This is a genomic window from Roseobacter cerffii (assembly GCF_054226325.1).
This window is the reverse complement of sequence record NZ_CM135757.1, coordinates 51103-73076: the sequence shown is the minus strand read 5'-3', so window position 1 is coordinate 73076 and position 21974 is coordinate 51103. Positions and strand designations below refer to the sequence as shown.

General features: G+C 59.0%; 20 protein-coding genes. 8 read left to right on the top strand and 12 right to left on the bottom strand.

Annotated features, from left to right (window positions below; translation table 11 throughout):
• The first annotated feature begins 29 nt into the window (after positions 1–29).
• Positions 30–467, top strand: coding sequence for an NUDIX domain-containing protein (locus ACVC7O_RS00350; RefSeq protein WP_458324121.1), 438 nt, complete (start codon positions 30–32; stop codon positions 465–467).
• Here ACVC7O_RS00350 and ACVC7O_RS00345 read toward each other — a convergent pair.
• Complete coding sequence (locus tag ACVC7O_RS00345) at positions 455–1735, bottom strand: PP2C family protein-serine/threonine phosphatase (protein ID WP_458324120.1); 1281 nt, start codon at positions 1733–1735, stop codon at positions 455–457. The genes ACVC7O_RS00350 and ACVC7O_RS00345 overlap by 13 nt on opposite strands.
• Positions 1736–1887: 152 nt before the next feature.
• On the opposite strand from ACVC7O_RS00345, the gene ACVC7O_RS00340 reads away from it, so the two are divergent.
• Positions 1888–2220: an Hpt domain-containing protein gene (locus ACVC7O_RS00340; protein WP_458324119.1), complete on the top strand. Its 333-nt coding sequence runs from the start codon at positions 1888–1890 to the stop codon at positions 2218–2220.
• Here the strand turns inward: ACVC7O_RS00340 and ACVC7O_RS00335 are convergent.
• Both ACVC7O_RS00335 and ilvA read right to left on the bottom strand, forming a co-directional pair.
• Positions 2217–3038: an SDR family oxidoreductase gene (locus ACVC7O_RS00335; RefSeq protein WP_458324118.1), complete on the bottom strand. Its 822-nt coding sequence runs from the start codon at positions 3036–3038 to the stop codon at positions 2217–2219. The genes ACVC7O_RS00340 and ACVC7O_RS00335 overlap by 4 nt on opposite strands.
• Positions 3038–4273, bottom strand: a complete 1236-nt coding sequence (gene ilvA, locus ACVC7O_RS00330) for a threonine ammonia-lyase IlvA (protein WP_458324117.1) — start codon at positions 4271–4273, stop codon at positions 3038–3040. Before ilvA ends, ACVC7O_RS00335 begins: the two co-directional genes overlap by 1 nt.
• Positions 4274–4405: 132 nt before the next feature.
• On the opposite strand from ilvA, the gene ACVC7O_RS00325 reads away from it, so the two are divergent.
• Positions 4406–5623 (top strand): argininosuccinate synthase, encoded by a 1218-nt coding sequence (locus tag ACVC7O_RS00325; protein WP_458326134.1) that lies wholly within the window; start codon positions 4406–4408, stop codon positions 5621–5623.
• Between the two features lie 9 nt (positions 5624–5632).
• On the opposite strand, the gene ACVC7O_RS00320 is transcribed toward ACVC7O_RS00325, so the two are convergent.
• Positions 5633–6328: a sulfotransferase-like domain-containing protein gene (locus tag ACVC7O_RS00320; RefSeq protein WP_458324116.1), complete on the bottom strand. Its 696-nt coding sequence runs from the start codon at positions 6326–6328 to the stop codon at positions 5633–5635.
• Between the two features lie 190 nt (positions 6329–6518).
• Here ACVC7O_RS00320 and msrA point away from each other — a divergent pair, with 190 nt between their 5' ends.
• A complete protein-coding gene (gene msrA, locus ACVC7O_RS00315; protein WP_458324115.1) occupies positions 6519–7181 on the top strand; it encodes a peptide-methionine (S)-S-oxide reductase MsrA in 663 nt (220 codons plus the stop codon).
• Here the strand turns inward: msrA and ACVC7O_RS00310 are convergent, their stop codons facing one another.
• The gene (locus ACVC7O_RS00310; protein ID WP_458324114.1) at positions 7182–9437 is read right to left on the bottom strand and encodes an NADP-dependent malic enzyme; all 2256 of its coding nucleotides are present in this window, start codon (positions 9435–9437) and stop codon (positions 7182–7184) included.
• A gap of 135 nt (positions 9438–9572) precedes the next feature.
• Here ACVC7O_RS00310 and mutS point away from each other — a divergent pair, with 135 nt between their 5' ends.
• On the top strand, positions 9573–12209 hold the full coding sequence (gene mutS / locus ACVC7O_RS00305; protein WP_458324113.1) for a DNA mismatch repair protein MutS: 2637 nt from the start codon (positions 9573–9575) through the stop codon (positions 12207–12209).
• Positions 12210–12262: 53 nt separating this feature from the next.
• Here mutS and ACVC7O_RS00300 read toward each other — a convergent pair whose 3' ends face one another.
• Both ACVC7O_RS00300 and hrcA read right to left on the bottom strand, forming a co-directional pair.
• The gene (locus ACVC7O_RS00300; protein WP_458324112.1) at positions 12263–12826 is read right to left on the bottom strand and encodes a nucleotide exchange factor GrpE; all 564 of its coding nucleotides are present in this window, start codon (positions 12824–12826) and stop codon (positions 12263–12265) included.
• A 9-nt stretch (positions 12827–12835) separates the two neighbouring features.
• Positions 12836–13900 (bottom strand): heat-inducible transcriptional repressor HrcA, encoded by a 1065-nt coding sequence (gene hrcA / locus ACVC7O_RS00295; protein WP_458324111.1) that lies wholly within the window; start codon positions 13898–13900, stop codon positions 12836–12838.
• Between the two features lie 112 nt (positions 13901–14012).
• Between hrcA and rph the strand changes: the two genes are divergently transcribed.
• From rph to hemW, 3 genes are read left to right on the top strand one after another with little or no spacing between them, the layout of a single operon-like run.
• The gene (gene rph, locus ACVC7O_RS00290; RefSeq protein ID WP_458324110.1) at positions 14013–14726 is read left to right on the top strand and encodes a ribonuclease PH; all 714 of its coding nucleotides are present in this window, start codon (positions 14013–14015) and stop codon (positions 14724–14726) included.
• The gene (gene rdgB, locus ACVC7O_RS00285) at positions 14723–15334 is read left to right on the top strand and encodes an RdgB/HAM1 family non-canonical purine NTP pyrophosphatase (RefSeq protein ID WP_458324109.1); all 612 of its coding nucleotides are present in this window, start codon (positions 14723–14725) and stop codon (positions 15332–15334) included. Before rph ends, rdgB begins: the two co-directional genes overlap by 4 nt.
• On the top strand, positions 15327–16484 hold the full coding sequence (gene hemW / locus ACVC7O_RS00280; RefSeq protein ID WP_458324108.1) for a radical SAM family heme chaperone HemW: 1158 nt from the start codon (positions 15327–15329) through the stop codon (positions 16482–16484). The genes rdgB and hemW overlap by 8 nt, the downstream gene beginning before the upstream one ends.
• Here the strand turns inward: hemW and ACVC7O_RS00275 are convergent.
• Genes ACVC7O_RS00275 through mnmE form a run of 5 tightly spaced genes read right to left on the bottom strand, consistent with a single transcriptional unit; the run spans position 16481 to position 21956 of the window.
• Positions 16481–17380 carry a ParB/RepB/Spo0J family partition protein gene (locus tag ACVC7O_RS00275; RefSeq protein WP_458324107.1) on the bottom strand — a complete coding sequence of 300 codons (900 nt, stop codon included), beginning with the start codon at positions 17378–17380 and terminating at the stop codon, positions 16481–16483. The two genes, hemW and ACVC7O_RS00275, sit on opposite strands and share 4 nt — an antisense overlap.
• Positions 17381–17389: 9 nt before the next feature.
• Complete coding sequence (locus tag ACVC7O_RS00270; RefSeq protein WP_458324106.1) at positions 17390–18199, bottom strand: ParA family protein; 810 nt, start codon at positions 18197–18199, stop codon at positions 17390–17392.
• Positions 18192–18788, bottom strand: coding sequence for a 16S rRNA (guanine(527)-N(7))-methyltransferase RsmG (gene rsmG, locus ACVC7O_RS00265; protein ID WP_458326133.1), 597 nt, complete (start codon positions 18786–18788; stop codon positions 18192–18194). The genes ACVC7O_RS00270 and rsmG overlap by 8 nt, the downstream gene beginning before the upstream one ends.
• A 5-nt stretch (positions 18789–18793) precedes the next feature.
• The gene (gene mnmG, locus ACVC7O_RS00260) at positions 18794–20665 is read right to left on the bottom strand and encodes a tRNA uridine-5-carboxymethylaminomethyl(34) synthesis enzyme MnmG (RefSeq protein ID WP_458326132.1); all 1872 of its coding nucleotides are present in this window, start codon (positions 20663–20665) and stop codon (positions 18794–18796) included.
• Positions 20666–20669: 4 nt separating this feature from the next.
• Positions 20670–21956, bottom strand: coding sequence for a tRNA uridine-5-carboxymethylaminomethyl(34) synthesis GTPase MnmE (mnmE, locus tag ACVC7O_RS00255; protein WP_458324105.1), 1287 nt, complete (start codon positions 21954–21956; stop codon positions 20670–20672).
• Positions 21957–21974: the final 18 nt, after the last annotated feature.

The window sequence follows — 21974 nt, the reverse complement described above, 5'->3', positions numbered from 1 at the left end:
CAGGTCTGTTGAAAAGAGGGCAAGCCAGAATGATAAGGCGCATCGGCCATGCACCCCGCACAGATCAGAGATACATTCTGCGGCCGGGTGCCTATGCGATTCTGCCCCTTGGGCGGAAGGTTCTTCTGACAGCACAGATCTCGGATATCATCGACATTCAGCTTCCCGGCGGCGGGATCGACCCGGGCGAAAGCCCCATTCACGCGCTGCACCGCGAGGTTCTGGAAGAGACGGGCTGGCGGATCGCCGCGCCGCGGCGGTTGGGCGCGTTTCGCCGGTTTGCCTATATGCCGGAGTATGACATCTGGGCCGAAAAACTGTGCCATGTCTTCGCCGCCCGACCCATCCGTCAGATGGGTGCACCGTCCGAGCCCGATCACGAAACGCTTGTGATGACGCCCGAAGAGGCTGTTGGTAGCATGGGTAATGATGGTGACCGGCTGTTTCTGGCGCGCTACTTCTCCTGAGCCGGGCCCGAGAACTCAAAGAGTAGCCCCGAGACGTCATCCGGGAACTCGGTCAGTCCAGAGATCTCCGTCATCGACTGCACGAGCGCTTCAAACAGCGCGGGACCGGATACATCTTGGTGCGTCAGCAAGAGATCTTCGAGCCCTTCTTCACCGAGAAAGTCACCATGAAGGCTCGGACATTCGGTTACACCATCCGACAGGATCAAGAGCCGATCCCCCGGTCTGAGCTGCATTTCAAATTGCGAAAACGTCACGCCTGACATGAGCCCCACGGGAAATCCGCCGGTTCCTTCCTGTTCGAGCTGACCGCAGGCCCGTTGAATGACCGGATGTGGATGACCGGCTTGACCAATCACAACCTCACCGGTGGCGAGATCGATGTCCGCCAGCATCATTGTGAAGTAGTGTTCCGTCTCCATTTCATCGAGCACCAGCTCATTGAGTGTCTCAATCGCTTCGGCCGGAGGCCGCGAGCGATACCCGTCTTCGGTCTTCTCCAGGGCGATGTTCTGGTCGAGCGCCGTCGCCGACAGGTACCCCGCAAGGCGTGCGGTCATCAGCGCGGAGCTAATGCCGTGCCCTGAGACGTCGATGGAAAAGAGGCCAAGATGGCCTTCAGCGGCTGGAAAGAAACCAACCAGATCGCCACCGACGTGGCCACTCGACCGCAACAGAAGCGACAGGTCACCGCCAGCGAATGATTTGAACCGCTCGCGTACAAGCGACTGTTGCAACTGCTTGGCCTCGATGAGGTCGCTGTCGAGTGAGTCGTAGAGCCGCTGCAGCTCGTCCAACGTCTCGGTGATCATCTGGTTCTTCAGGGTCAGCTCGCGCTGCATCTCTAGGATACGTTGCCCTGCTGTGAGCCTGGCACGCAACTCGTGACCATCCACCGGCTTGGTCAGAAAGTCGTCAGCTCCGGCGTCGAGGCCTTCCGCCACATCGTTCTTCTCGCTCTTCGACGTCAGCAGGATGAAGTAGCTGTAGCTTTCGCCAGACATCTCGCGAAAGGCTTTGCAGAACTCGATCCCGGACATCCCGGGCATCATCCAGTCGCTCAGGATCAGCTCGGGGGCACGCTCCTTGCAGGCTTCGAGCGCGGCCTCGCCTGAGTCCGCTTCGATCACTTCATAACCCCACCGCTTCAAAGAACTGGACAGAATCTTCCGCTGAAGCCGGCTGTCGTCCACCACCAAAATAAGCTTGAGCCCATCCGCGTGATCGGACGGGCCCTGCAGATCTGGTGCGGACAAATCGGTTTTCATAAAAGTTGGCTCGGCCTTCGTTCAGCACGGTGTACGTGTGAAAAGCTTAAGGTCCGGTGAAGCATAAAGTTTGTTGTAAAAATCCTTTGGCGCAAACCTGCCATTAGGCTCCGTGTGGCATAGCTCCGACATGATTGTTCGGAGAAAGCGCGATGATTGACTGGGACAGGGTCGCAACGCTGCGAGAAGAAGTGGGCGCCGAGGATTTCGAGGAAGTGGTTGAGCTCTTCCTCGAAGAGGTCGATTCCGCGATCGATGCGCTGGCTGCTCAAAAGCAGCATGATGACCTCGAAGAGAAGCTGCACTTCCTGAAAGGTAGCGCGCTCAGCCTCGGGTTTCGGTCATTCTCCGAGCTGTGTCAGGCGGGCGAAACCGCTGCAGCAAATGCTGCCGATGCGCTCATTGATCTGAACGAGATCCTGCAATGCTACTCGCAGTCCCGGCAATCCTTCCTCTCAGATTTGCAAGACAAACTCGCAGGTTAATCCAGACGATAGAGCTCTGTGATGTGAGCGGCGCCCAACTGCTCTAGAGATTTTGACTGCAGACGCCGCATTCTATCAATCCACTGGTCATGATCCTGCGCACGCCGTTGTGCAAAACCTGCAACTTCAGGATGCGGCAGGATGAGAAACTGACCCCCGGCGACACCCTCGACAATGACCGAAGCCACCTGATCAGCCGTGAGTAAACCTGCCGAGGTCGCAGCGTCCTTGTCAGCAAGCCCAATCAGCGGCGTCGCCACATATTGCGGGCAGACCGCCGAAACCTGGATGCCCGCATCGCCATGGGCGATGGCGAGCGATTCGGCAAAGCTCAGAGAAGCATGCTTTGTTGCGGAGTAGGCCGCATCGCCGATCTGGTTCAACAGACCCGCCGCCGAAGTCACGTTGATCAGAGACCCTGATCGACGCTCAAGCATCGCGGGCAACACGGCCCGGGCCGCATAGACATGCGCCATAACGTGCACCATCCAGTTGCGCATCCACACATCGTCCGACGCCGACGCCGCATGGCTGGGCTGACCGCAAAAAAGCCCTGCATTGGAGACGAAGACATCAATCGGACCCAAGACATGGGTGACCTGACCGACGCAGTCGCTGATGTCCGCCTCGCGCGTCACGTCGCACTGCAAGCCTAAACAACCGATCTCCCCTGCAACCTCTTTCACAGTATTCGCCTCAAGGTCGGCGATCGCCACCCGCGCACCCAGCTCCTGGAGTTTCCGAGCCAGGGCCGCGCCAATTCCGCTGGCCCCGCCAGTGACCACAACCACTTTGTCTTTGAATGCAGCCGCGGGCATCAGATCACGAACTGCGCCAGCGTTTCGTCATTGGTGATGTCAGTATAGGTGAACCCCGCGTCATCGAGATGCGCTAGGAACCGCGCGAAGTTATCCGGATGGGTCGTCTCGATCCCGATCAGAACCGAACCGAAGTTGCGCGCCGACTTCTTGAGATATTCGAACCGGGCAATGTCATCGTCCGGTCCAAGGATCGAGAGAAAATCCTTCAGCGCCCCGGGTCGCTGCGGCATGCGCAGAATGAAGTACTTCTTCACGCCCGAATAGCGTTGCGCACGTTCCTTCACCTCCGGTAGGCGCTCAAAATCGAAGTTGCCGCCGGATGCCACGCAGACAATCGTCTTGCCCGCGATCTGCTGACGCAGATCTGACAGAGCCTCAATCGCCAACGCCCCGGCGGGCTCCAAAACGATGCCCTCCACGTTCAACATCTCGATGATCGTGGTGCAGATGCGGTCTTCGGACAGATGCAAGACATCCGCCTGAGCGACATCTCTAAGCCGAGCGAAGGTGCGCGCGCCCAATTTGGCGACGGCGGCCCCGTCCACGAAACTGTTGATCGGCGAGACATCGACCGGAGCGCCCTCTTCAAGCGCGCGGCCAAGGCTCTGCGCGCCCGTTGGCTCAACAAACGTGAATGCGACGGCGTCTTCGAAGTAGCTGCGTACACCCGCCGACAACCCGCCACCGCCCACGGGTAGGACGATCCGATCCGGCGCACGCCCCAGTTGCGCCTCGATTTCCACGGCCACAGACGCCTGGCCCTCGATGACATCCTCGTCGTCGAAGGGCGACAGGAAATGCGCGCCTTCGGTCGCACAAAAGGCCTGTGCCGCCGCAAGCGTTTCATCGAAGTAGTCTCCTATCAGGCGAATATCGACATGCTCGCCCCCAAACATCCGAGTCTTCTGGACCTTTTGCTGTGGCGTGGTGACCGGCATGAAAATGACACCACGAACGCCAAAATGCCGGCACATGAAGGCGACGCCCTGCGCATGATTTCCAGCACTCGCACAGACGAAAAGCGATTGGCCGGGGATCACCTTGCGCATGGCGTTGAATGCGCCCCGCAGCTTGTAGGATCGCACCGGGCTGAGGTCTTCGCGCTTCAGCCAGACGTTGGCGCCGAACCGCTCCGACAGATGGTCGTTCCGCAACAGCGGCGTTGGCGGAAACACGGCCCGCATCTCCCGTTCTGCAACCCGGGCGGCATCGGCAAACGCGGAGGCGCGCATCACTTCTGTCCTTCTTCTGCCAAGACCTTCGATCAGTAGGCGGGCATGGCCATCCGGTCAACGCGCATCTGGCTTGCCGCCCCTGTCAAAACCCGCTATCGCAGCCCGGATTTCGAGACGAAGGAACTGCTCATGTCTGCGCCCAAGAAAGTTGTGCTTGCCTACTCCGGCGGTCTGGATACGTCCATCATCCTGAAATGGCTGCAAACGGAATATGGCAGTGAAGTCGTGACCTTCACCGCCGATCTCGGTCAGGGTGAGGAGCTGGAACCGGCGCGCAAAAAGGCCGAGCTGATGGGCGCGACCGACATCTATATCGAAGACCTGCGCGAGGAATTCGTGCGCGACTTCGTCTTCCCGATGTTTCGAGCGAATGCAGTCTACGAAGGACTGTACCTGCTCGGAACCTCCATCGCGCGGCCCTTGATCTCCAAACGTCTGGTGGAGATTGCGGAAGAGACCGGTGCCGATGCGGTTGCCCATGGCGCCACGGGCAAGGGCAACGACCAGGTGCGCTTTGAGCTCGCTGCCTATGCTCTGAACCCAGAGATCAAGGTGATCGCCCCCTGGCGCGAGTGGGATTTGTCGAGCCGAACCAAGCTCATCGACTTCGCCGAGAAGAACCAGATTCCCATCGCCAAGGACAAACGCGGCGAGGCACCCTTCAGCGTCGACGCCAACCTGCTGCACACGTCATCCGAAGGCAAGGTTCTGGAAGACCCCGCGGTCGACGCGCCCGACTACGTCTATCAGCGCACGGTGAACCCGGAAGATGCGCCCGACACACCGGAGTACATAGAGATTGGCTTCGAGAAGGGCGATGCCGTCAACATCAACGGCGAGGCGATGTCGCCCGCCACGATCCTGACGAAGCTGAATGAGCTGGGCGGCAAACACGGCTGTGGTCGGCTCGACCTTGTGGAAGGCCGCTTCGTCGGCATGAAGTCGCGTGGGATCTACGAGACACCTGGCGGCACGCTGTTGCTTGAGGCGCACCGCGCCATCGAATCGATCACGCTCGACCGCGGCGCGATGCACCTCAAGGATGAGTTGATGCCGCGTTACGCCGAGCTGATCTATAACGGCTTCTGGTTCTCGCCCGAGCGCACCATGCTGCAAGCCGCGATCGACGCTTCACAGGCACATGTGACCGGCACTGTCCGCCTGAAACTCTACAAGGGTCACGTCCGCACCGTGGGCCGCTGGTCCGATCACAGCCTCTACTCCGAGGCACATGTGACCTTTGAGGATGACGCAGGCGCTTATGATCAGAAGGACGCAGCAGGCTTCATTCAACTGAACGCGCTGCGTCTGAAACTGCTCGCCGCGCGGGATCGTCGGTTAAAATAGTCGGATCAGTCACACCAGCTTGACGGCGGCAAGTTGGTTATAGTGCGGCATCGCCGCGCGTTCGAGCTGGCGCAAATCAGTCTCTAAACAGGGCAAATCGCCCTCGGCGCCCGCAAACCCGGTGCTTTGATGGACGGCGCCGTACCAATGCTTGGCCCACACCCCGTCTTCACGACGCGAACCGGCGGGCCAGTGCAGCATAGCCGGATCAAAGGGCAGACCAATGGTATCGCAAAGCAGGCGCAGCATTCGCTCGGGCGCTGCGCGAATGTCGGTGCTGTCGATCACGATACCGCCCAGCATCTCATAGAGACGCAGCTGCTGGGCAAACCCGATATCTTCAAGGGTTAGCGCCGCGCGCTTGGCCGCATAACTCGCGATCACGCGGGCGGGGTGGCGGATCAGATGCACGTTCAAACAGTCCCGCGCCCAATCGAGCGGGAAGCCATCAAGCATATGGTGCGGCATGTGCTTCATGTAGAGATGGGGCGAAGACCCCTCTGCCATGCACAGCTGGGCCACTCGGGCCGGATCCGTCTCATGTGCGGCGAGAATCTCCTGCCGCATCGGATGATCTGCACCCGAGGTCGCGAGATAGGCTGCGTAAAATGGCTCGTCCATCACCGTGAAATCGGATCGGGCTCCAAAACTATACATCATCGCCGTGGAGAGATTCCGCGGACCGGACCACATCGCGATCCTCATCGCAGCGCGACCCGCCCGGGGATTGTTTCAAACCGCATCCAACCGCCTCTCCGCATGTTTCAAGTCACGCTAAAAAGCGCGGGCCAGGAAGCCAAGCCTGTAAACTCATCTCACCAGCCCGTGACATCGCAGGCTCGTGAATTGTTCGCATCCGTATGACTCGACAGACTTGGACCAAAGGAGATGCGATATGTCCAAACGGGAAACATTCAAATCCATTGCGCTGGCGACAATGATCGTGGTTGGCTTTGTGGCGCAGAGCAAAACCGCCCATGCGGAAAACCTGCAGACGCTGACGGTTGCGGGCGGCTGTTTCTGGTGCGTCGAGGCAGACTTTGAACAGGTCCGTGGCGTGAAAGAAGCTGTTTCGGGCTTCACCGGCGGCACCGTATCGAACCCTAGCTACAAACAGGTGACCTCGGGTGGCACCGGACATTACGAAGCGGTTCAGATCACCTTCGACGCCGATGTTGTCAGTCGCCGCAGCCTGCTTGATCTCTTCTTTCGCTCGGTCGACCCCACGGATGCGGGCGGGCAGTTCTGTGACCGGGGCGAAAGCTATCGCACGGCGATCTTCACGAGCACAGCCGCAGAAGAAAAAACCGCCGCCGCCGCCAAGGCCAAGGCCGCCGCAGACCTTGGGCTCACAGTGGTGACGCCAATTCTGAGCGCGTCGGAGTTCTATCCCGCCGATGCATATCATCAGGATTATTACAAAGGACGCCAGCTGGTGATCACCCGATTTGGCCCGAAACGCCAGGCCTCGGCTTACACCGCCTACCGCGAAGCCTGTGGTCGTGACGCGCGGGTCAAGGAGCTCTGGGGCAACGACGCCCCTTTCGTGAACAGCTGATCAGCCCACTTTGCAGGCCGCAAGCACGGCCATGTTCAGGATGTCATTGGCCGTGGACACGGTCGAGCAAATCTGGATCGATCCATCGACACCCGCAAGAATCGGTCCGATGACCGTGGCGCCCGCCAGCTCCTGCATCAGCTTGACCGAGATGCTTGCCGAATGGCGCGCGGGGACGATCAGGATGTTTGCCGGCCCGGTCAGACGCGAGAAAGGATAGGCTTCCTGCGCGAGGCTGTTCAGCGCCACATCGACGGTCATCTCACCTTCGTACTCGAAATCCACGCCGCGCCTATCAAGCACGTCCGCCGCCTTGGCCATCTTCTCCGCGCGTTCCGAGACGGGATAGCCAAAGGTCGAGAAGCTCACGAAGGCCACCCGCGGCTCGAGCCCCATATTCTGTGCAACCGTCGCCGCACGTTCAGCGATATTGGCGAGGTCCTCTTCATCCGGCCATTCGTTCACGATCGTGTCCGCGATAAATACGATCCGCCCCTTGCTGATCAGCGCCGTGATCCCCGCCACACCATGGTCCTTGTCGGCATCGAAGACGTGATTGATCCGGTCGAGAATATGCGCCGACTTGCGCGTCGCCCCGGTGACCAGGCCATCGCCGTGTCCATGCTGCAGCATGAGCGCCGAGAAGACATGCCGGTCGCGCGCTGCCAGCCGGTGGATGTCCTGCGCATCGAATCCACGCCGGTGCAGCCGCTCATAAAGGAACTGCTTATAAGTCTCTAAATGGAGAGTATTGGCCGCATTCACGACTTCGATCTCGCGATCGGCCCCTTCCAGACCCGCTTCGGTCAGCTTGGCCTTCACGTCGTCGGCACGCCCGACGACCAGCGCTTTGCCGAGGCCCGCGCGCTGATACATGACCGCGGCGCGCAGCACGCGCGGGTCGTCCCCTTCCGCAAAGATCATCCGTGCCTGGTTGGCGCGGGCCCGGGCGTTGATACCGCGCAGAATGCTCGCCGTCGGGTCCATGCGCGATTTCAGCGACAGCTCATAAGCCTCCATGTCAATGATCGGGCGGCGCGCAGCCCCGGTGTTCATCCCCGCCTGCGCCACGGCGGGCGGCACCCGGTGGATCAGTCGCGGATCAAACGGCGTCGGAATGATGTAATCCCGCCCAAAGCTAAGATTCTTCCCATAGGCCAGCGCCACCTCATCCGGCACATCTTCGCGCGCAAGGTTGGCGAGCGCATGGGCGCAGGCGATCTTCATCTCATCATTGATGGCACGCGCATTAATGTCGAGCGCCCCCCGGAAGAGATATGGGAAACCCAGCACGTTGTTGACCTGATTGGGATAATCGCTGCGCCCGGTGGCCACAATCGCATCGGGCCGAACCTCATGCGCATCTTCGGGTGTGATCTCGGGGTCCGGGTTCGCCATGGCGAAGATCACCGGATCATCGGCCATGCTGATCACCATCTCCTGCGTCACAGCCCCTTTGACCGACACGCCAAGGAAGACATCCGCGCCCTTCATAGCCTCTTCAAGCGTGCGCAACTCGGTCGAGACTGCGTGGGCCGACTTCCACTGGTTCATACCCTCGGTGCGGCCCTGATAAATGACACCCTTGGTGTCACACATGATGCAGTTCTGATGCTTGGCACCCATTGCCTTCAACAGCTCCAGACAAGCGATGCCCGCCGCCCCCGCGCCGTTCAACACGATGCGCACGTCTTCGATTTTCTTGTTCGACAGCTTCAGCGCATTCAGCAGCCCTGCCGCACAGATCACCGCCGTGCCATGCTGGTCGTCGTGGAAGACGGGAATGTCCATCTCTTCTTTCAGGCGCTGCTCGATGATGAAACACTCCGGCGCCTTGATGTCTTCGAGGTTGATGCCGCCAAACGTTGGCCCCATCAGCTTGACCGCGTCCACAAACGCATCCGTATCTTCTGTGTCGAGCTCGATATCGATGCTGTTCACATCGGCAAACCGTTTGAAGAGCACCGCCTTGCCCTCCATCACCGGTTTCGACGCCAGCGCGCCAAGATTGCCCAGACCCAGCACTGCCGTGCCGTTGGAGATCACCGCAACCAGATTGCCCTTGTTCGTATAGTCATAGGCCGTCTCAGGATCAGCCGAGATCGCCTCGCAAGGCACGGCAACGCCCGGTGAATAGGCCAGGCTCAAGTCGCGCTGGGTTGTCATGGGCACCGTCGCCGTGACCTCAAACTTGCCGGGGGTTGGTTCTAGATGGAAGGCCAGCGCCTCCTCGGGCGTCACGCGGGTTTTCGACATGGGTTCTGGCCTTTTCTGACGGTCTGAGCGCGTAACCTCTAGCCCAGCGCGCGGAGAGCCTCAAGCCAGCGGAATTTGAGGCTTTTACCCCGTGGCCCGCATTTGTAAGGTCTGCGGAAACTGCCGGGGGGCCATATGACCGTCACGCCCATGATGGCGCAATATCTCGATCTGAAAGCCGATTATGCGGATGCGCTGTTGTTCTACCGCATGGGCGATTTCTACGAGATGTTCTTCGATGACGCGGTGGCCGCCGCCGAGGCGCTGGACATCGCACTAACCAAACGCGGCAAGCATGACGGCGCCGACATCCCCATGTGCGGCGTGCCGGTCCATGCCGCCGAAGGCTACCTGTTGACGCTCATCCGCAAGGGCTTTCGCGTGGCGGTCTGCGAGCAAATGGAAAGCCCGGCGGAAGCAAAGAAGCGCGGCTCCAAATCCGTGGTCAAACGCGATGTGGTGAGGCTGGTCACGCCGGGGACCTTGACCGAAGACAGCCTGCTTGAGGCACGGCGGCACAACTACCTGACCGCCTTTGCCGAGGTCCGCGATGCCCAGGCTCTCGCTTGGGTCGACATCTCCACCGGTGCCTTTCACATCATGCCGCTCAGCGATCTGCGGCTTGGTCCAGAGCTGGCCCGACTGGCGCCATCTGAACTGATTGTCTCCGAGACGAAAGAATCTGAGCTGCGGGAGCTGGCTGAGGATTTTGGCATTGCCCTCACCGGCCTCGCGCGGTCAGCCTTTGACAGCACCAGTGCTGAGGCGCGGCTGTGCGCACTTTTCGCTGTCGAAACGCTCGACGCTTACGGCAGCTTCTCGCGCGCTGAGGTCTCGGCCATGGGCGCGATCCTGCAATATCTGGAGATCACGCAGAGAGGAAAACTGCCGCTGCTCCGCCCCCCGCAAAAGGAGGCCGAAGCGCGGACGGTTCAGATCGACGCGGCCACGCGCCGGAACCTCGAGCTGACCCAGGCGCTCTCCGGTGGACGCGCCGGATCGCTGCTGTCGGTGATCGACAAAACAGTCACCGCCGGCGGTGCAAGACTGCTTGAGCGGCGTCTCGCCAGCCCCTCGCGCGTTCTCGATCTCGTGCAGGCGCGGTTGGACGCGGTGTCTTGGTGCGTGACCGAAACATCCCGGCGTGATGCCCTGCGAGACAGCCTCCGGAAAGTCCCCGATCTTGACCGTGCGATGTCGCGCCTCTCGATGGACCGTGGCGGGCCCCGCGATCTTGCGGCGATCCGCAACGGGCTGACGCACGCCGGAGTGATCCACGATGCATTGGTCGGCGCTGATCTGCCTGAATTGATTGCGGAGGCACTCTCTGCACTCACCGGTCACGAGGCGCTTATTGATCATCTTGATGCGGCCTTGGTGGCGGAACCCCCACTGCTCGCCCGCGACGGCGGCTTCATCGCCACAGATCACGATCCCGAGCTTGATGAAGCCCGACAACTGCGCGATGAGGGGCGGGTGGTCATCGCCAAGATGCAGGCCGAATATGTCTCTAACACAGGGATTTCTTCGCTAAAGATCAAGCATAACAATGTTCTGGGTTACTTCATCGAGACCCCATCGACCCATGCGGAGAAGATGCTATCCGCGCCGCTGTCGGAGACATTCATCCACAGGCAGACCACCGCCAATCAGGTGCGCTTCACGACCGTTGAGCTGTCGGAGATGGAGACAAAGATTCTCAATGCAGGCGCACGTGCATTGGAGATTGAGAAACGTCTCTTTGAACAACTCTGCAATGCTGTTTTGACCAGCGCCGCCACCATTGCACAGACGGCAAAGGGTCTGGCCGAGCTTGATCTGGCCAGCGCGCTCGCCGCCCTGGCGGTGTCAGAAAACTGGGTGGCCCCGAAGGTCGATGGCACTCGCACATTCGATGTCAAAGGCGGGCGTCATCCGGTTGTAGAGCATGCGCTCAAGTCCGGATCCGGCGAACCGTTCATTGCCAACGATTGTGATCTGAGCACGGATGACGGCAGCGCACATGTCTGGCTTCTGACCGGCCCGAATATGGCCGGTAAGTCTACCTTCCTGCGACAAAACGCGATCGTCGCACTGCTCGCGCAAATGGGCAGCTTTGTTCCCGCTGAAGAAGCGCACATCGGTCTGATCAGTCAGCTTTTCAGCCGCGTGGGTGCCTCCGATGACCTCGCGCGCGGTCGATCCACCTTCATGGTTGAAATGGTGGAAACCGCTGCGATTCTGAACCAGGCGGATGACAGGGCCTTGGTGATCTTAGATGAAATCGGGCGGGGCACCGCGACATATGACGGGCTGTCCATCGCTTGGGCCACGCTGGAACACTTGCACGACGTGAACAAAAGCCGCGCACTTTTTGCGACCCACTACCACGAAATGACCGCGCTCGCGGGCAAGCTCCCCGGCGTTGAAAACGCGACGGTGACCGTGAAGGAATGGGAGGGCGAGGTCATCTTCCTGCACGAGGTGCGTAAAGGTGCGGCCGACAGGTCCTACGGTGTCCAAGTCGCACAGCTGGCTGGTCTTCCGCCCACGGTAATTGCCCGTGCACGCATCGTGCTGGACGCCTTGGAGAAAGGTGAACGCGAAGGCGGTGCAACCCAGAAAACCCTAATTGATGATCTGCCGCTCTTTTCAGCAACCTCCGCACCCACGCCTCCAGCACTGAAGACCTCGGAGGTCGATACGCTTCTTAAGGATATTCATCCTGACGAGCTCACTCCGCGGCAAGCGCTCGACGCCCTCTACAAACTCAAAGACGCAGCCAAATCCTGACTGCGTCTTCACCCTTCCAAAAATACTCATGTCCCGACGGCTGACGGAAACCCTCAGCTCGCCGGTGTTGATGACACCCCAACCTGCGCCGGACGCAGCAACCGGTCGTGCAGCATAAACCCCTCGGCGGCGACCTGGATAATGTCCCCCGCCTTGGTCCCTGGCACCGGTGCTTCAAACATCGCCTGGTGATGCTGCGGGTCGAAACGGTCTCCCACTTCTGGCGCGATGATTTCGATCCCATGCTTTTTGAAGACGCTCAGCAGCTCACGCATGGTCAATTCGATCCCTTCGATCAGAGCCGAGTTCGTCTCGCGCTGCTCATCGGTAATCGTCTCCAGTGCACGCTTCATATTGTCATAGACAGGCAGCATATCGCGCGACAGCTTGGAGCCGCCGTAGTTCTCGGCCTCGCGCCGATCCCGGTCCGACCGTTTGCGCGCATTCTCCGCGTCGGCCAGCGCGCGCATGAAGCGATCACGCAGTTCATCACGCTCGGCACGCAGCTGGTCGATCTCCAACGCCTCGTCATCAATTTCTTGCATCTCATCTGCAAAAGCCTCGGCTTCCGCGTCTTCGATATCGTCCAGAAACTCTTCGTTCTTGGGCTCTGCCATAGTCCACCTCTAGCTCCGGTCAGAGATCAGCTTTCCGACCAGCTGCGCCGTGTAATTCACGATCGGCACAATGCGTCCATAATTCAGTCTCGTCGGACCAATAACGCCAACCGCACCAATGATCTTTCGATCAGCGTTCATATATGGGGAAACCACCAGAGAGGAACCCGAAAGTGAAAAAAGTTTGTTCTCAGAACCAATAAAAATGCGCACACCCTCGCCTTCTTCCGCGAGTTCAAGGAATTCGGCGATATCCCGTTTGCGTTCAAGGTCATCAAAGAGCCTGCGGATACGCTCTAGGTCCTCTGTTTCGCCGTCCTGGCCCAGCAGATTGGCCCGCCCGCGCACGATCAGGCGCTCGATCTGGTCGCCCTCGCCTTCCCAGACAGCGAGACCGCTCTGCACCAGCTCCTGCGCCAGCGAATCGATCTCCTGGCGGCGGGCACGGATCTCGGTTTGAATCGTCGCGTGCAGCTCGCTGAGCGTCCTGCCTTCGATCAACGCGTTGAGGAAATTCGCCGCCTCCCGCATCGAGCTCGGGGTTTGTCCGGGCGGCGGCGTGAACAACCGGTTTTCCACATGCCCGTCCCCGAACACCAGAACGACCAGCGCTCGATCCGGCGACAGCGAAACAAACTCGATGTGCTTGATCGGCGCCTCATGTTTTGGTGTGAGCACCAGCGATGCGCCATGGGTCACCCCGGACAGAGCTGAGCCGACCCGGTCCAGCAAACCGCTCACATCCTGCTCATTCGCCCCAAGTGTCGCATCGATCTTCTCGCGGTCCGTCTCATCCGGCGTGCCGATCTCGAGCAGGCTGTCGACGAACATCCGCAGGCCCAATTGTGTCGGAATGCGCCCCGCGCTCACATGCGGGCTGTCGAGCAGACCGAGATATTCGAGATCCTGCATCACGTTGCGGATGGTCGCGGCGCTGACCTTTTCGCTGAAATCGCGAGTCAGCGTACGCGAGCCTACGGGCGCGCCATCTTCCAGATACCCTTCCACCACGCGCCGAAACACTTCCCGTGACCGGTCGTTCATTTCTCCAAGGATATGTGACGCGTCGCTCATGATGGGGCCCCAGCTGAGGCGCTATAAAAGCATGAAATGCCAAGAATTCAATCGGGGTTGCATCTGTACACCGCGGGGCGGTATCGGAAGGTACACGAGGAAAGGATATCCCATGCGACCCTCTGGTCGAGCTCTGGACGAAATGCGCGCCGTTTCCATCGAAACAGGTTTCACCAAACATGCCGAAGGATCGGTCCTGATCAAGATGGGCGACACGCATGTTTTGTGCACCGCCACCATCGAGGACCGCGTGCCGCCGTTCATCAAGGGCTCTGGGCTTGGCTGGGTCACGGCAGAATATGGCATGCTGCCGCGCGCCACCAACACGCGGATGCGGCGCGAGGCGGCGGCTGGCAAGCAAGGTGGGCGCACCATCGAAATCCAACGGCTGATCGGCCGGTCCTTGCGCGCCGGTGTGGACCGCGTCGCACTTGGCGAGCGGCAGATCACGGTCGACTGTGACGTCTTGCAGGCCGACGGCGGGACCCGATGCGCCTCGATTACGGGCGGCTGGATCGCCCTGCGGCTGGCGGTGAACAAGCTGATGAAATCCGGCGATGTGATCAGTGACCCGATGCTTGACCCGGTGGCGGCGATCAGCTGTGGCATTTACGCCGGCCAACCGGTCCTGGATCTCGATTACCCGGAGGATTCCGAAGCGGGCGTCGATGGCAATTTCATCATGACCGCCTCGCAGCAGCTCATCGAAGTGCAGATGAGCGCCGAGGGCGCGACGTACTCGCGCGACCAGATGAACGCATTGATGGATTTGGCGGAAAAAGGCGTGGGCGAATTGGTTTCAGCGCAAAAGGCCGCAACCACATGAGACGTAGGTTCGACGGCAAGCGCATTCTGATGGCCACGCATAACGCGGGCAAGCTGGAAGAGATGCAGCAGCTGTTCGAACCGCATGGTGTCGACGTGGTCGGCGCCGCCGAGATGAATCTCGCTGAACCGGAAGAGACCGAGACGACCTTTATCGGCAATGCACGGATCAAGGCGCGCGCCGCCGTCGAGGCCACCGGCTTGCCGGCCCTCGCCGACGATTCCGGGATCGAAGTTGAAGCGCTTAACGGCCAACCGGGTGTTTACACAGCTGATTGGGCGGAAACACCAGACGGCCGTGACTTCGTCATGGCCATGACCAAGACGCACCAGATGCTGGAAGACCAAGGCGCCGCACATCCCCGCAAGGCCCGCTTTTGCGCCACCTTCGTTTTGGTCTGGCCCGATGGGCATGACGAGGTGTTCGAGGGCACGGTCGATGGCACATTGGTCTGGCCGATGCGTGGGCACACGGGCCACGGTTATGATCCGATGTTTCAGCCCAACGGCTACGACCTGACCTTTGCCGAGATGCACCCATCGGAAAAGAACCGGATCAGCCATCGCGCGGATGCCTTTGCCAAACTGATCGCAGGTTGCTTTGGCTGAGGATTGGGAAGCAGGCGGCTTTGGCCTCTACCTGCACTGGCCCTTTTGCGAGGCGAAATGCCCCTACTGCGATTTCAACAGCCACGTCAGCCGAACGATTGACCAAACCGCATGGTGCGATGCTTATCTGAGAGAGCTTGATCGCGCGGCGGCTGAGACGCAGGGCCGTATTCTGCGCTCGGTCTTCTTTGGCGGCGGAACACCCAGCCTGATGGATCCGGAGATCGTGAGCCGCGTGATTGAGAAGATCAGACGCTCCTGGCCCTGTGCCAATGATCTTGAGATCACCCTCGAAGCCAACCCAAGCTCGGTCGAAGCCGGGCGGTTCGCCGCATTTCGTGCGGCGGGCGTCAATAGGATCTCGATGGGCATCCAGGCGCTGAACGATGCGGATCTCAAACAGCTTGGCCGGTTGCACAGCGCAAAAGAAGCCATGACCGCGTTTGACATTGCACGGACATGCTTTGACCGGGTGAGCTTTGACCTGATCTATGCCCGGCAAGGACAGTCATTGGCCGATTGGCGCGCCGAACTGGAACAAGCGCTGTCCATGGCAGTCGATCACCTCTCGCTCTATCAACTGAGCATCGAACAAGGCACCGCCTTCGGAGACCGTTACAATGCCGGCAAGCTGCGCGGCCTGCCCGATGAAGACCTCAGCGCCGATCTCTTTGCGATGACGCAGGACATCTGCGCAAAGCATGGCCTTCCCGCATATGAAGTCTCGAACCACGCCCGAGACGGCGCGCAGTCTCGACACAATCTGATCTACTGGCGATATGGCGATTACCTCGGCATTGGGCCTGGAGCACATGGGCGCCTTACCCTGGACGGCCACCGGTGGGCGACCGAGTGCTACTCCAACCCGGCCAAGTGGCTTGCCGCGGTTTGGGACGAGAAAGCCGAAAAGCCCCGTGCGCTGCTATCATCTGACGACCAGGCCAGCGAATTCCTGTTGATGGGGCTGCGTCTCAAGGAAGGCGTCTGCCTTGATCGTTTCGAAGCGCTCAAAGGCGCGCCGCTCGCGGAGGAGGTGCTTGATGAGCTCGTGGAATTAGGCCTAATTGATATCTCTGGGAAGAGATTAATTGTTTTAAATCAGGGATTTATAGTTTTAAACGCGGTGATCGAAGCGCTGTTGCGAGACTAGGTGCCGCTCAGCATCCGGCAAAGTTCATCGAGCTCATCCAGTGACTTGTAGTGGACCGTCATCTGACCCGCCTCGCCGCCTGGCTTGTGGCTCAGCACCACCTTCATCCCCAAAGACGCTGACAGATCACCTTCGAGCGCCTTGGTATCGGCATCCTTGGCGTCAGACTTTAGCTTGGGCGCCTTGGCCCCGGTTTCCTCGTCATCACCAGCGGCTTGTTTCTTGACGAGTGCCTCAGTCGCCCGCACCGAGAGTCCCCCCTTGAGGATCATCTGCGCCAGCTTCAGCGGATCATCTGCAGGGATCAGCGCCCTGGCATGGCCTGAGCTCAGGTCGCCGTTACGCACCATCTCAAGCACAGTTTCCGGAAGCGTCAACAGCCGCAGCAGGTTGGCGATGTGGCTGCGGCTTTTCCCCAAAGCCTCAGCCATTTTCTCCTGCGTATGACCAAACCGATCCATCAACTGCCGATAGCCCGCGGCCTCTTCGATCGGGTTCAGGTCGGCCCGCTGGATGTTCTCGATAATCGCGACTTCCAGCACTTCAACGTCGGTAAAGCTGCGGACGACGACGGGAAGCTCATGCAATTTCGCAGCTTGGGCGGCGCGCCACCGACGTTCGCCCGCCACGATTTCGAATTGATTGTCAGAGATCTCGCGCACAATCAGAGGTTGAATTACGCCTTTCTCTCGGATCGATGCTGTCAGATCGTCAAGATCGCCTTCGGCAAACCGCTTCCGCGGCTGATCCGGGTTTGGCGAAATCTGCTCAATGGGCACGCGCCGTTCGGCGGCTGAAGGGCCGGCGCTGACGACCGTTTCGGTCTCCGCGACGTCTGACATCAAGGCCGACAGCCCCCGACCCAATCCGCGTTTGCGATCTGCTCCAGCCGCCATATCTGCCCCCTATGCTGCCGTCTTCGTGTTTCTGCTCAGCACTTCCTGCGCCAAAGCGCGATAGGCCTGCGCACCCTTCGACGCTGTGTCGTAGGTCAGCACCGGCATTGCGAAAGACGGCGCTTCGCTCACCCGTACATTCCGCGGAATCCGGGTGGTGAACACCAGCTCGCCAAGATTATCGCGCGCGTCCTGCTCGACCTGTAAAGACAAGTTGTTGCGTCTGTCATACATGGTCAACACAATACCTTCGATCCGCAAGTCCTTATTTCCGCTCTGACGCACTTCGCGGATGGTCAGCATCAACTGCGACAAACCTTCCAGCGCGAAGAATTCGCTCTGCAGCGGAACAAGAACCGAATGCGCCGCGATCATCGCATTCACAGTGAGCAGGTTGAGAGACGGCGGACAGTCGATGAGGATGTAGTCCAACTCAAACGCATCCATTGCCGTCTGGCGCAGCGCATCATGCAGCAGGAAACTGCGCTTCTCATTCGCGATCAGCTCAATGTCAGCCGAGCTCAGGTCAACTGTTGCCGGCACGATCATCAGGCCGGGTGTGACAGTCGGCATCACCACCGAGCTGAGATCGACGTCATCCAGCAGAAGATCATATGTCGTGAATGCCCGGTCTTCGACTTCAATCCCCAGGCCCGTTGATGCGTTTCCTTGCGGGTCGAGGTCAACCACCAGGACCTTCCGACCAGCCTCAGCCAGCGCAGCTGCGAGATTGATCGCTGTTGTTGTTTTGCCAACGCCGCCCTTCTGATTGGCAACTGCAATGATCTTGGGGCCTTTGGGGCGTGACAGGTCAGACACGTTTGATTTCTCTTACCTCAAGGATGGCAGCTTTTGGGTTGGTCTTACTCTTATGTGCCACAAGGTCAAAAGACCACGACTGACGTGCGATTTCGACCTCTTTTTCCCAGGTTTCGCCCTTCATGAACAGGGCTTGACCCGTCGGTTTCAAATGCCGTTCAGCAAAGGACAGCAGCGTCGACAGATCTGCCAGAGCACGGGCTGTCAGCACATCCGCTTGAGCAGGTTCAGCTGCCTCCAGCCGTTCAACATGCACAATCGCGTTTAGATCAAGGTCCCGGATTACAGTCCTAAGAAAGGTCGACTTCCGAATGTCACTCTCCATGAGCTTGACCTGACGTTCCGGATCACGCTCCTTGGCCAAAGTGGCGATCACGAGCCCTGGAAGGCCCCCGCCACTTCCAATATCGACCCACTGATTACCCGTCGTGGCCAACGGGTAGATCTGTGCAGAATCCCAGATATGGCGGTCCCAGATCTCGGACATACTTGATTTGGATATCAGATTAATCCGAGGAGACCACTTGGACAGCAAATCATGATATCGTGTTAGCCGATATAATGTTTCACGTGAAACATCTGATATCACCGGTGTCACGCAAACTTCTTCCGTTTGAGTTGCCGCAACTTGGCGAGAATCAATGTCAGCGCGGCAGGCGTGATCCCATCAATACGGGAGGCCTGCGCCAGCGACGTCGGACGCACAGCTTCAAGCTTCGCTGTCAGCTCATTGGACAATCCATCAAGTCCAACATAGTCGAAGTCCGCCGGGATCAGATGTTCTTCATCCTTCCGGAGAAGTGCAATGTCTTTCTGCTGACGCTCAATGTAATTCGCGTAGAGCGCCTCTCGCTCCATCTGCTGTTGGATTTCTGGCTCGATGCTCTTGAAGCTTTCATCAAGGGCGCCGACTTCCGCGAACGAAACATCAGGAAACGCCAGCAATTGCATGGCTGTTCGCTTGGACCCATCTTGGTTGATCTTTATACCAACGTCAGATGCCATCGACGGTGTAAAGAGCTGTTCAGTCAGCAATGTCCGCGCCCGTACCAACTGATCTGCTTTCTCACCATATTGCCGTTTGCGCTCTTCTCCAACACAGCCAAGCTCAATACCCAGCGGTGTAAGTCGCTGATCTGCATTGTCTGCCCGCAAAGACAACCGGAATTCGGCCCGTGAGGTGAACATTCGATAGGGTTCGCTAACTCCACGAGTCGTCAAATCGTCGATCATCACGCCGATATAGCTTTCCGATCTTGAAAAGATCACAGGAGTTCGATTCTGAACGCTCAACGCGGCATTCAACCCAGCAACCAAGCCTTGGGCCGCGGCCTCTTCATAGCCCGTTGTTCCGTTGATTTGTCCGGCCAGGTAGAGGCCAGGAACACTGGGAAGCGCCAGTGTGGCATCTAATGCGCGCGGGTCAACATAGTCATATTCAATCGCGTAGCCCGGCTGCAGAATCACCGCGTTTTCAAGGCCTTGTATTGATCTGACATAGTCTTCCTGTACCGACTCAGGCAAAGATGTCGAAATACCATTTGGATAAACCGTATCAGTGCTTAGCCCTTCCGGTTCGAGAAAGATCTGATGCGATGTCTTATCGGCAAACCGAACAATTTTGTCTTCGATCGACGGGCAATACCGCGGCCCGATCCCGTCAATATGCCCTCCATACATTGCTGATCGCTCAAGATTTTGGCGAATGATGTCATGAGTTTTCTCGTTGGTATGCGTAATCCCACAGGACACCTGCCGCGCATAAACTCCTTTTGACAAGAAGGAAAACAGGACTGGATCATCGTCGCCTGGTTGGTCCTCAAGGTCATCCCAGCGGATGGTTTGTCCATCCAGACGCGGCGGTGTTCCTGTTTTCAATCGACCAAGCGGCAAGTCAAATGAATCAATGCGATCTGCCAGCTTGACTGATGCCTTCTCGCCCATACGCCCGCCGGACCGAGACACATCGCCGATGTGGATAATACCGCGGAGAAATGTTCCGGTTGTCAGGATCACGCGCCTTGCTTCTATTTCGCTGCCATCCTGCAGGATCACGCCCGTCACCGACCCATCAGACATGCGGAAATCAACAACTTCACCTATAGTTATTGACAGGTTGTCTTGTGACTTGATCTCGGCAAGCATCTCAGCGCGATAAATCTCACGGTCCGATTGCGCGCGTGGCCCTTGAACGGCAGGGCCTTTGCGACGGTTGAGCAAGCGGAATTGAATGCCAGCCTTATCCGCAACGCAGCCCATAACGCCATCGAGCGCATCAATCTCCCGCACAAGGTGACCTTTTCCAAGACCGCCGATCGCCGGATTGCATGACATCGCGCCAATTCCATCCTCGGACAACGTCACAAGCGCTGTTTTGACGCCCATACGCGCAGCGGCATGGGCGGCTTCCGATCCGGCGTGACCCCCGCCGATAACTACAACATCAAAATGTTTCACGTGAAACACTCCGCTATTTTCCCAAGCAGAAGCTTGCAAAGATTTCGTCCAGAAGGTTCTCGACATCCACACGGCCGACAAGCGACTCCAGCGCTCGAATCGCGTGCCGCAACTCCTCCGCCGCTATATCATAATGCTCGGGTCCCTGCGCAATGAGTTCATCCGCCGCCCGCAGACCTTCAAGCGTCTTCTCCATTGCCACGCGATGGCGCTCGTGCGTCGCCAAACCTGCGCCTGCTGCACGCCCCGACAAAACAGTTCTGATACGGTCAATAAGCCGCGAAACACCATATCCTGTTTTTCCAGATATACCGTCCACATTATCTGGATTCTGATCTGCCTTTGGTGCGACGATGACGTCCTCAGGCTTTGGCGCCAAAATCAGATTATCCCCCCGCTGCGCTAGAAAAACACGCAAATCAGCCCGCTCAGCGCGCTCGATACCTCGAGTTACACCAATGGCCTCAATCTCATCATCGCTCTCGCGCAAGCCAGCGGTGTCGAGAAATGTGACTGGTAGCCCACCAAGGTCCATCCGCACCTCGATCACATCACGCGTTGTTCCCGCCAACTCGGATGTGATTGCGGCCTCACGACCCGCCAGCCGGTTCAGCAGGGTTGATTTGCCGGCATTGGGTGGTCCGACAATGGCAACCTCAAATCCTATCCGAATGCGTTCTGCCACATGGGTGCCCGCAATCTCATCTGACAGATCAGCCTGAACGCCATTCAAAAGGTCCCGCACCTCCGGGCTGACATCCACGGGCACGTCTTCGTCGGCGAAGTCGATGGTCGCCTCCAGCAAGGCCGCTGCACGGATCAAGCTGCGCCGCCACGTCTCCACACGGTCACCGAGTGCGCCAGAGAAGACGCGGGCCGCCTGCACGCGCTGCGCCTCGGTCTCCGCGTCGATCAGGTCGGCGAGCCCTTCCACCTGGGCCAAGTCCATCTTTCCGTTCTCGAGGGCACGCCGTGTGAACTCTCCCGGCTCGGCAAGCCGCGCATCCTCGGATCTGCCAAGTTCTTCCAGCACTGCCCGAACGATTGCGACGCTGCCATGCAGATGAAACTCCACCACATCTTCACCCGTGAAACTGTGGGGCCCTTCGAAGGTCAGCACCAGCGCATGATCGAGGACTTCTCCACCAGCAGTGCGCAAAATGCGTGTCGCCGCTTGACGCACAGTAGGCAGTGACCCCGCCAAGATCCGACTGATGTCAAAGGCGCTCGGCCCTGACAGACGCACGACGGATACTCCGGCCCGACCTTGGGCCGTCGCCAGCGCAAATATCGTATCCATATCTTAACCCACTGTTTT

Coding starts and splice junctions, on each gene's coding strand:
- msrA (WP_458324115.1), top strand. CDS start 6,519: ATGTCCAAACGGGAAACATTCAAATCCATTGCGCTGGCGACAATGATC.
- hrcA (WP_458324111.1), bottom strand. CDS start 13,900: ATGAGCGACGCGTCACATATCCTTGGAGAAATGAACGACCGGTCACGG.
- ACVC7O_RS00300 (WP_458324112.1), bottom strand. CDS start 12,826: ATGGCAGAGCCCAAGAACGAAGAGTTTCTGGACGATATCGAAGACGCG.
- ACVC7O_RS00335 (WP_458324118.1), bottom strand. CDS start 3,038: ATGCCCGCGGCTGCATTCAAAGACAAAGTGGTTGTGGTCACTGGCGGG.
- ACVC7O_RS00325 (WP_458326134.1), top strand. CDS start 4,406: ATGTCTGCGCCCAAGAAAGTTGTGCTTGCCTACTCCGGCGGTCTGGAT.
- ACVC7O_RS00345 (WP_458324120.1), bottom strand. CDS start 1,735: ATGAAAACCGATTTGTCCGCACCAGATCTGCAGGGCCCGTCCGATCAC.
- mutS (WP_458324113.1), top strand. CDS start 9,573: ATGACCGTCACGCCCATGATGGCGCAATATCTCGATCTGAAAGCCGAT.
- ACVC7O_RS00310 (WP_458324114.1), bottom strand. CDS start 9,437: ATGTCGAAAACCCGCGTGACGCCCGAGGAGGCGCTGGCCTTCCATCTA.
- ACVC7O_RS00320 (WP_458324116.1), bottom strand. CDS start 6,328: ATGAGGATCGCGATGTGGTCCGGTCCGCGGAATCTCTCCACGGCGATG.
- rph (WP_458324110.1), top strand. CDS start 14,013: ATGCGACCCTCTGGTCGAGCTCTGGACGAAATGCGCGCCGTTTCCATC.
- ACVC7O_RS00350 (WP_458324121.1), top strand. CDS start 30: ATGATAAGGCGCATCGGCCATGCACCCCGCACAGATCAGAGATACATT.
- ACVC7O_RS00340 (WP_458324119.1), top strand. CDS start 1,888: ATGATTGACTGGGACAGGGTCGCAACGCTGCGAGAAGAAGTGGGCGCC.
- rdgB (WP_458324109.1), top strand. CDS start 14,723: ATGAGACGTAGGTTCGACGGCAAGCGCATTCTGATGGCCACGCATAAC.
- ACVC7O_RS00275 (WP_458324107.1), bottom strand. CDS start 17,380: ATGGCGGCTGGAGCAGATCGCAAACGCGGATTGGGTCGGGGGCTGTCG.
- mnmE (WP_458324105.1), bottom strand. CDS start 21,956: ATGGATACGATATTTGCGCTGGCGACGGCCCAAGGTCGGGCCGGAGTA.
- ilvA (WP_458324117.1), bottom strand. CDS start 4,273: ATGCGCGCCTCCGCGTTTGCCGATGCCGCCCGGGTTGCAGAACGGGAG.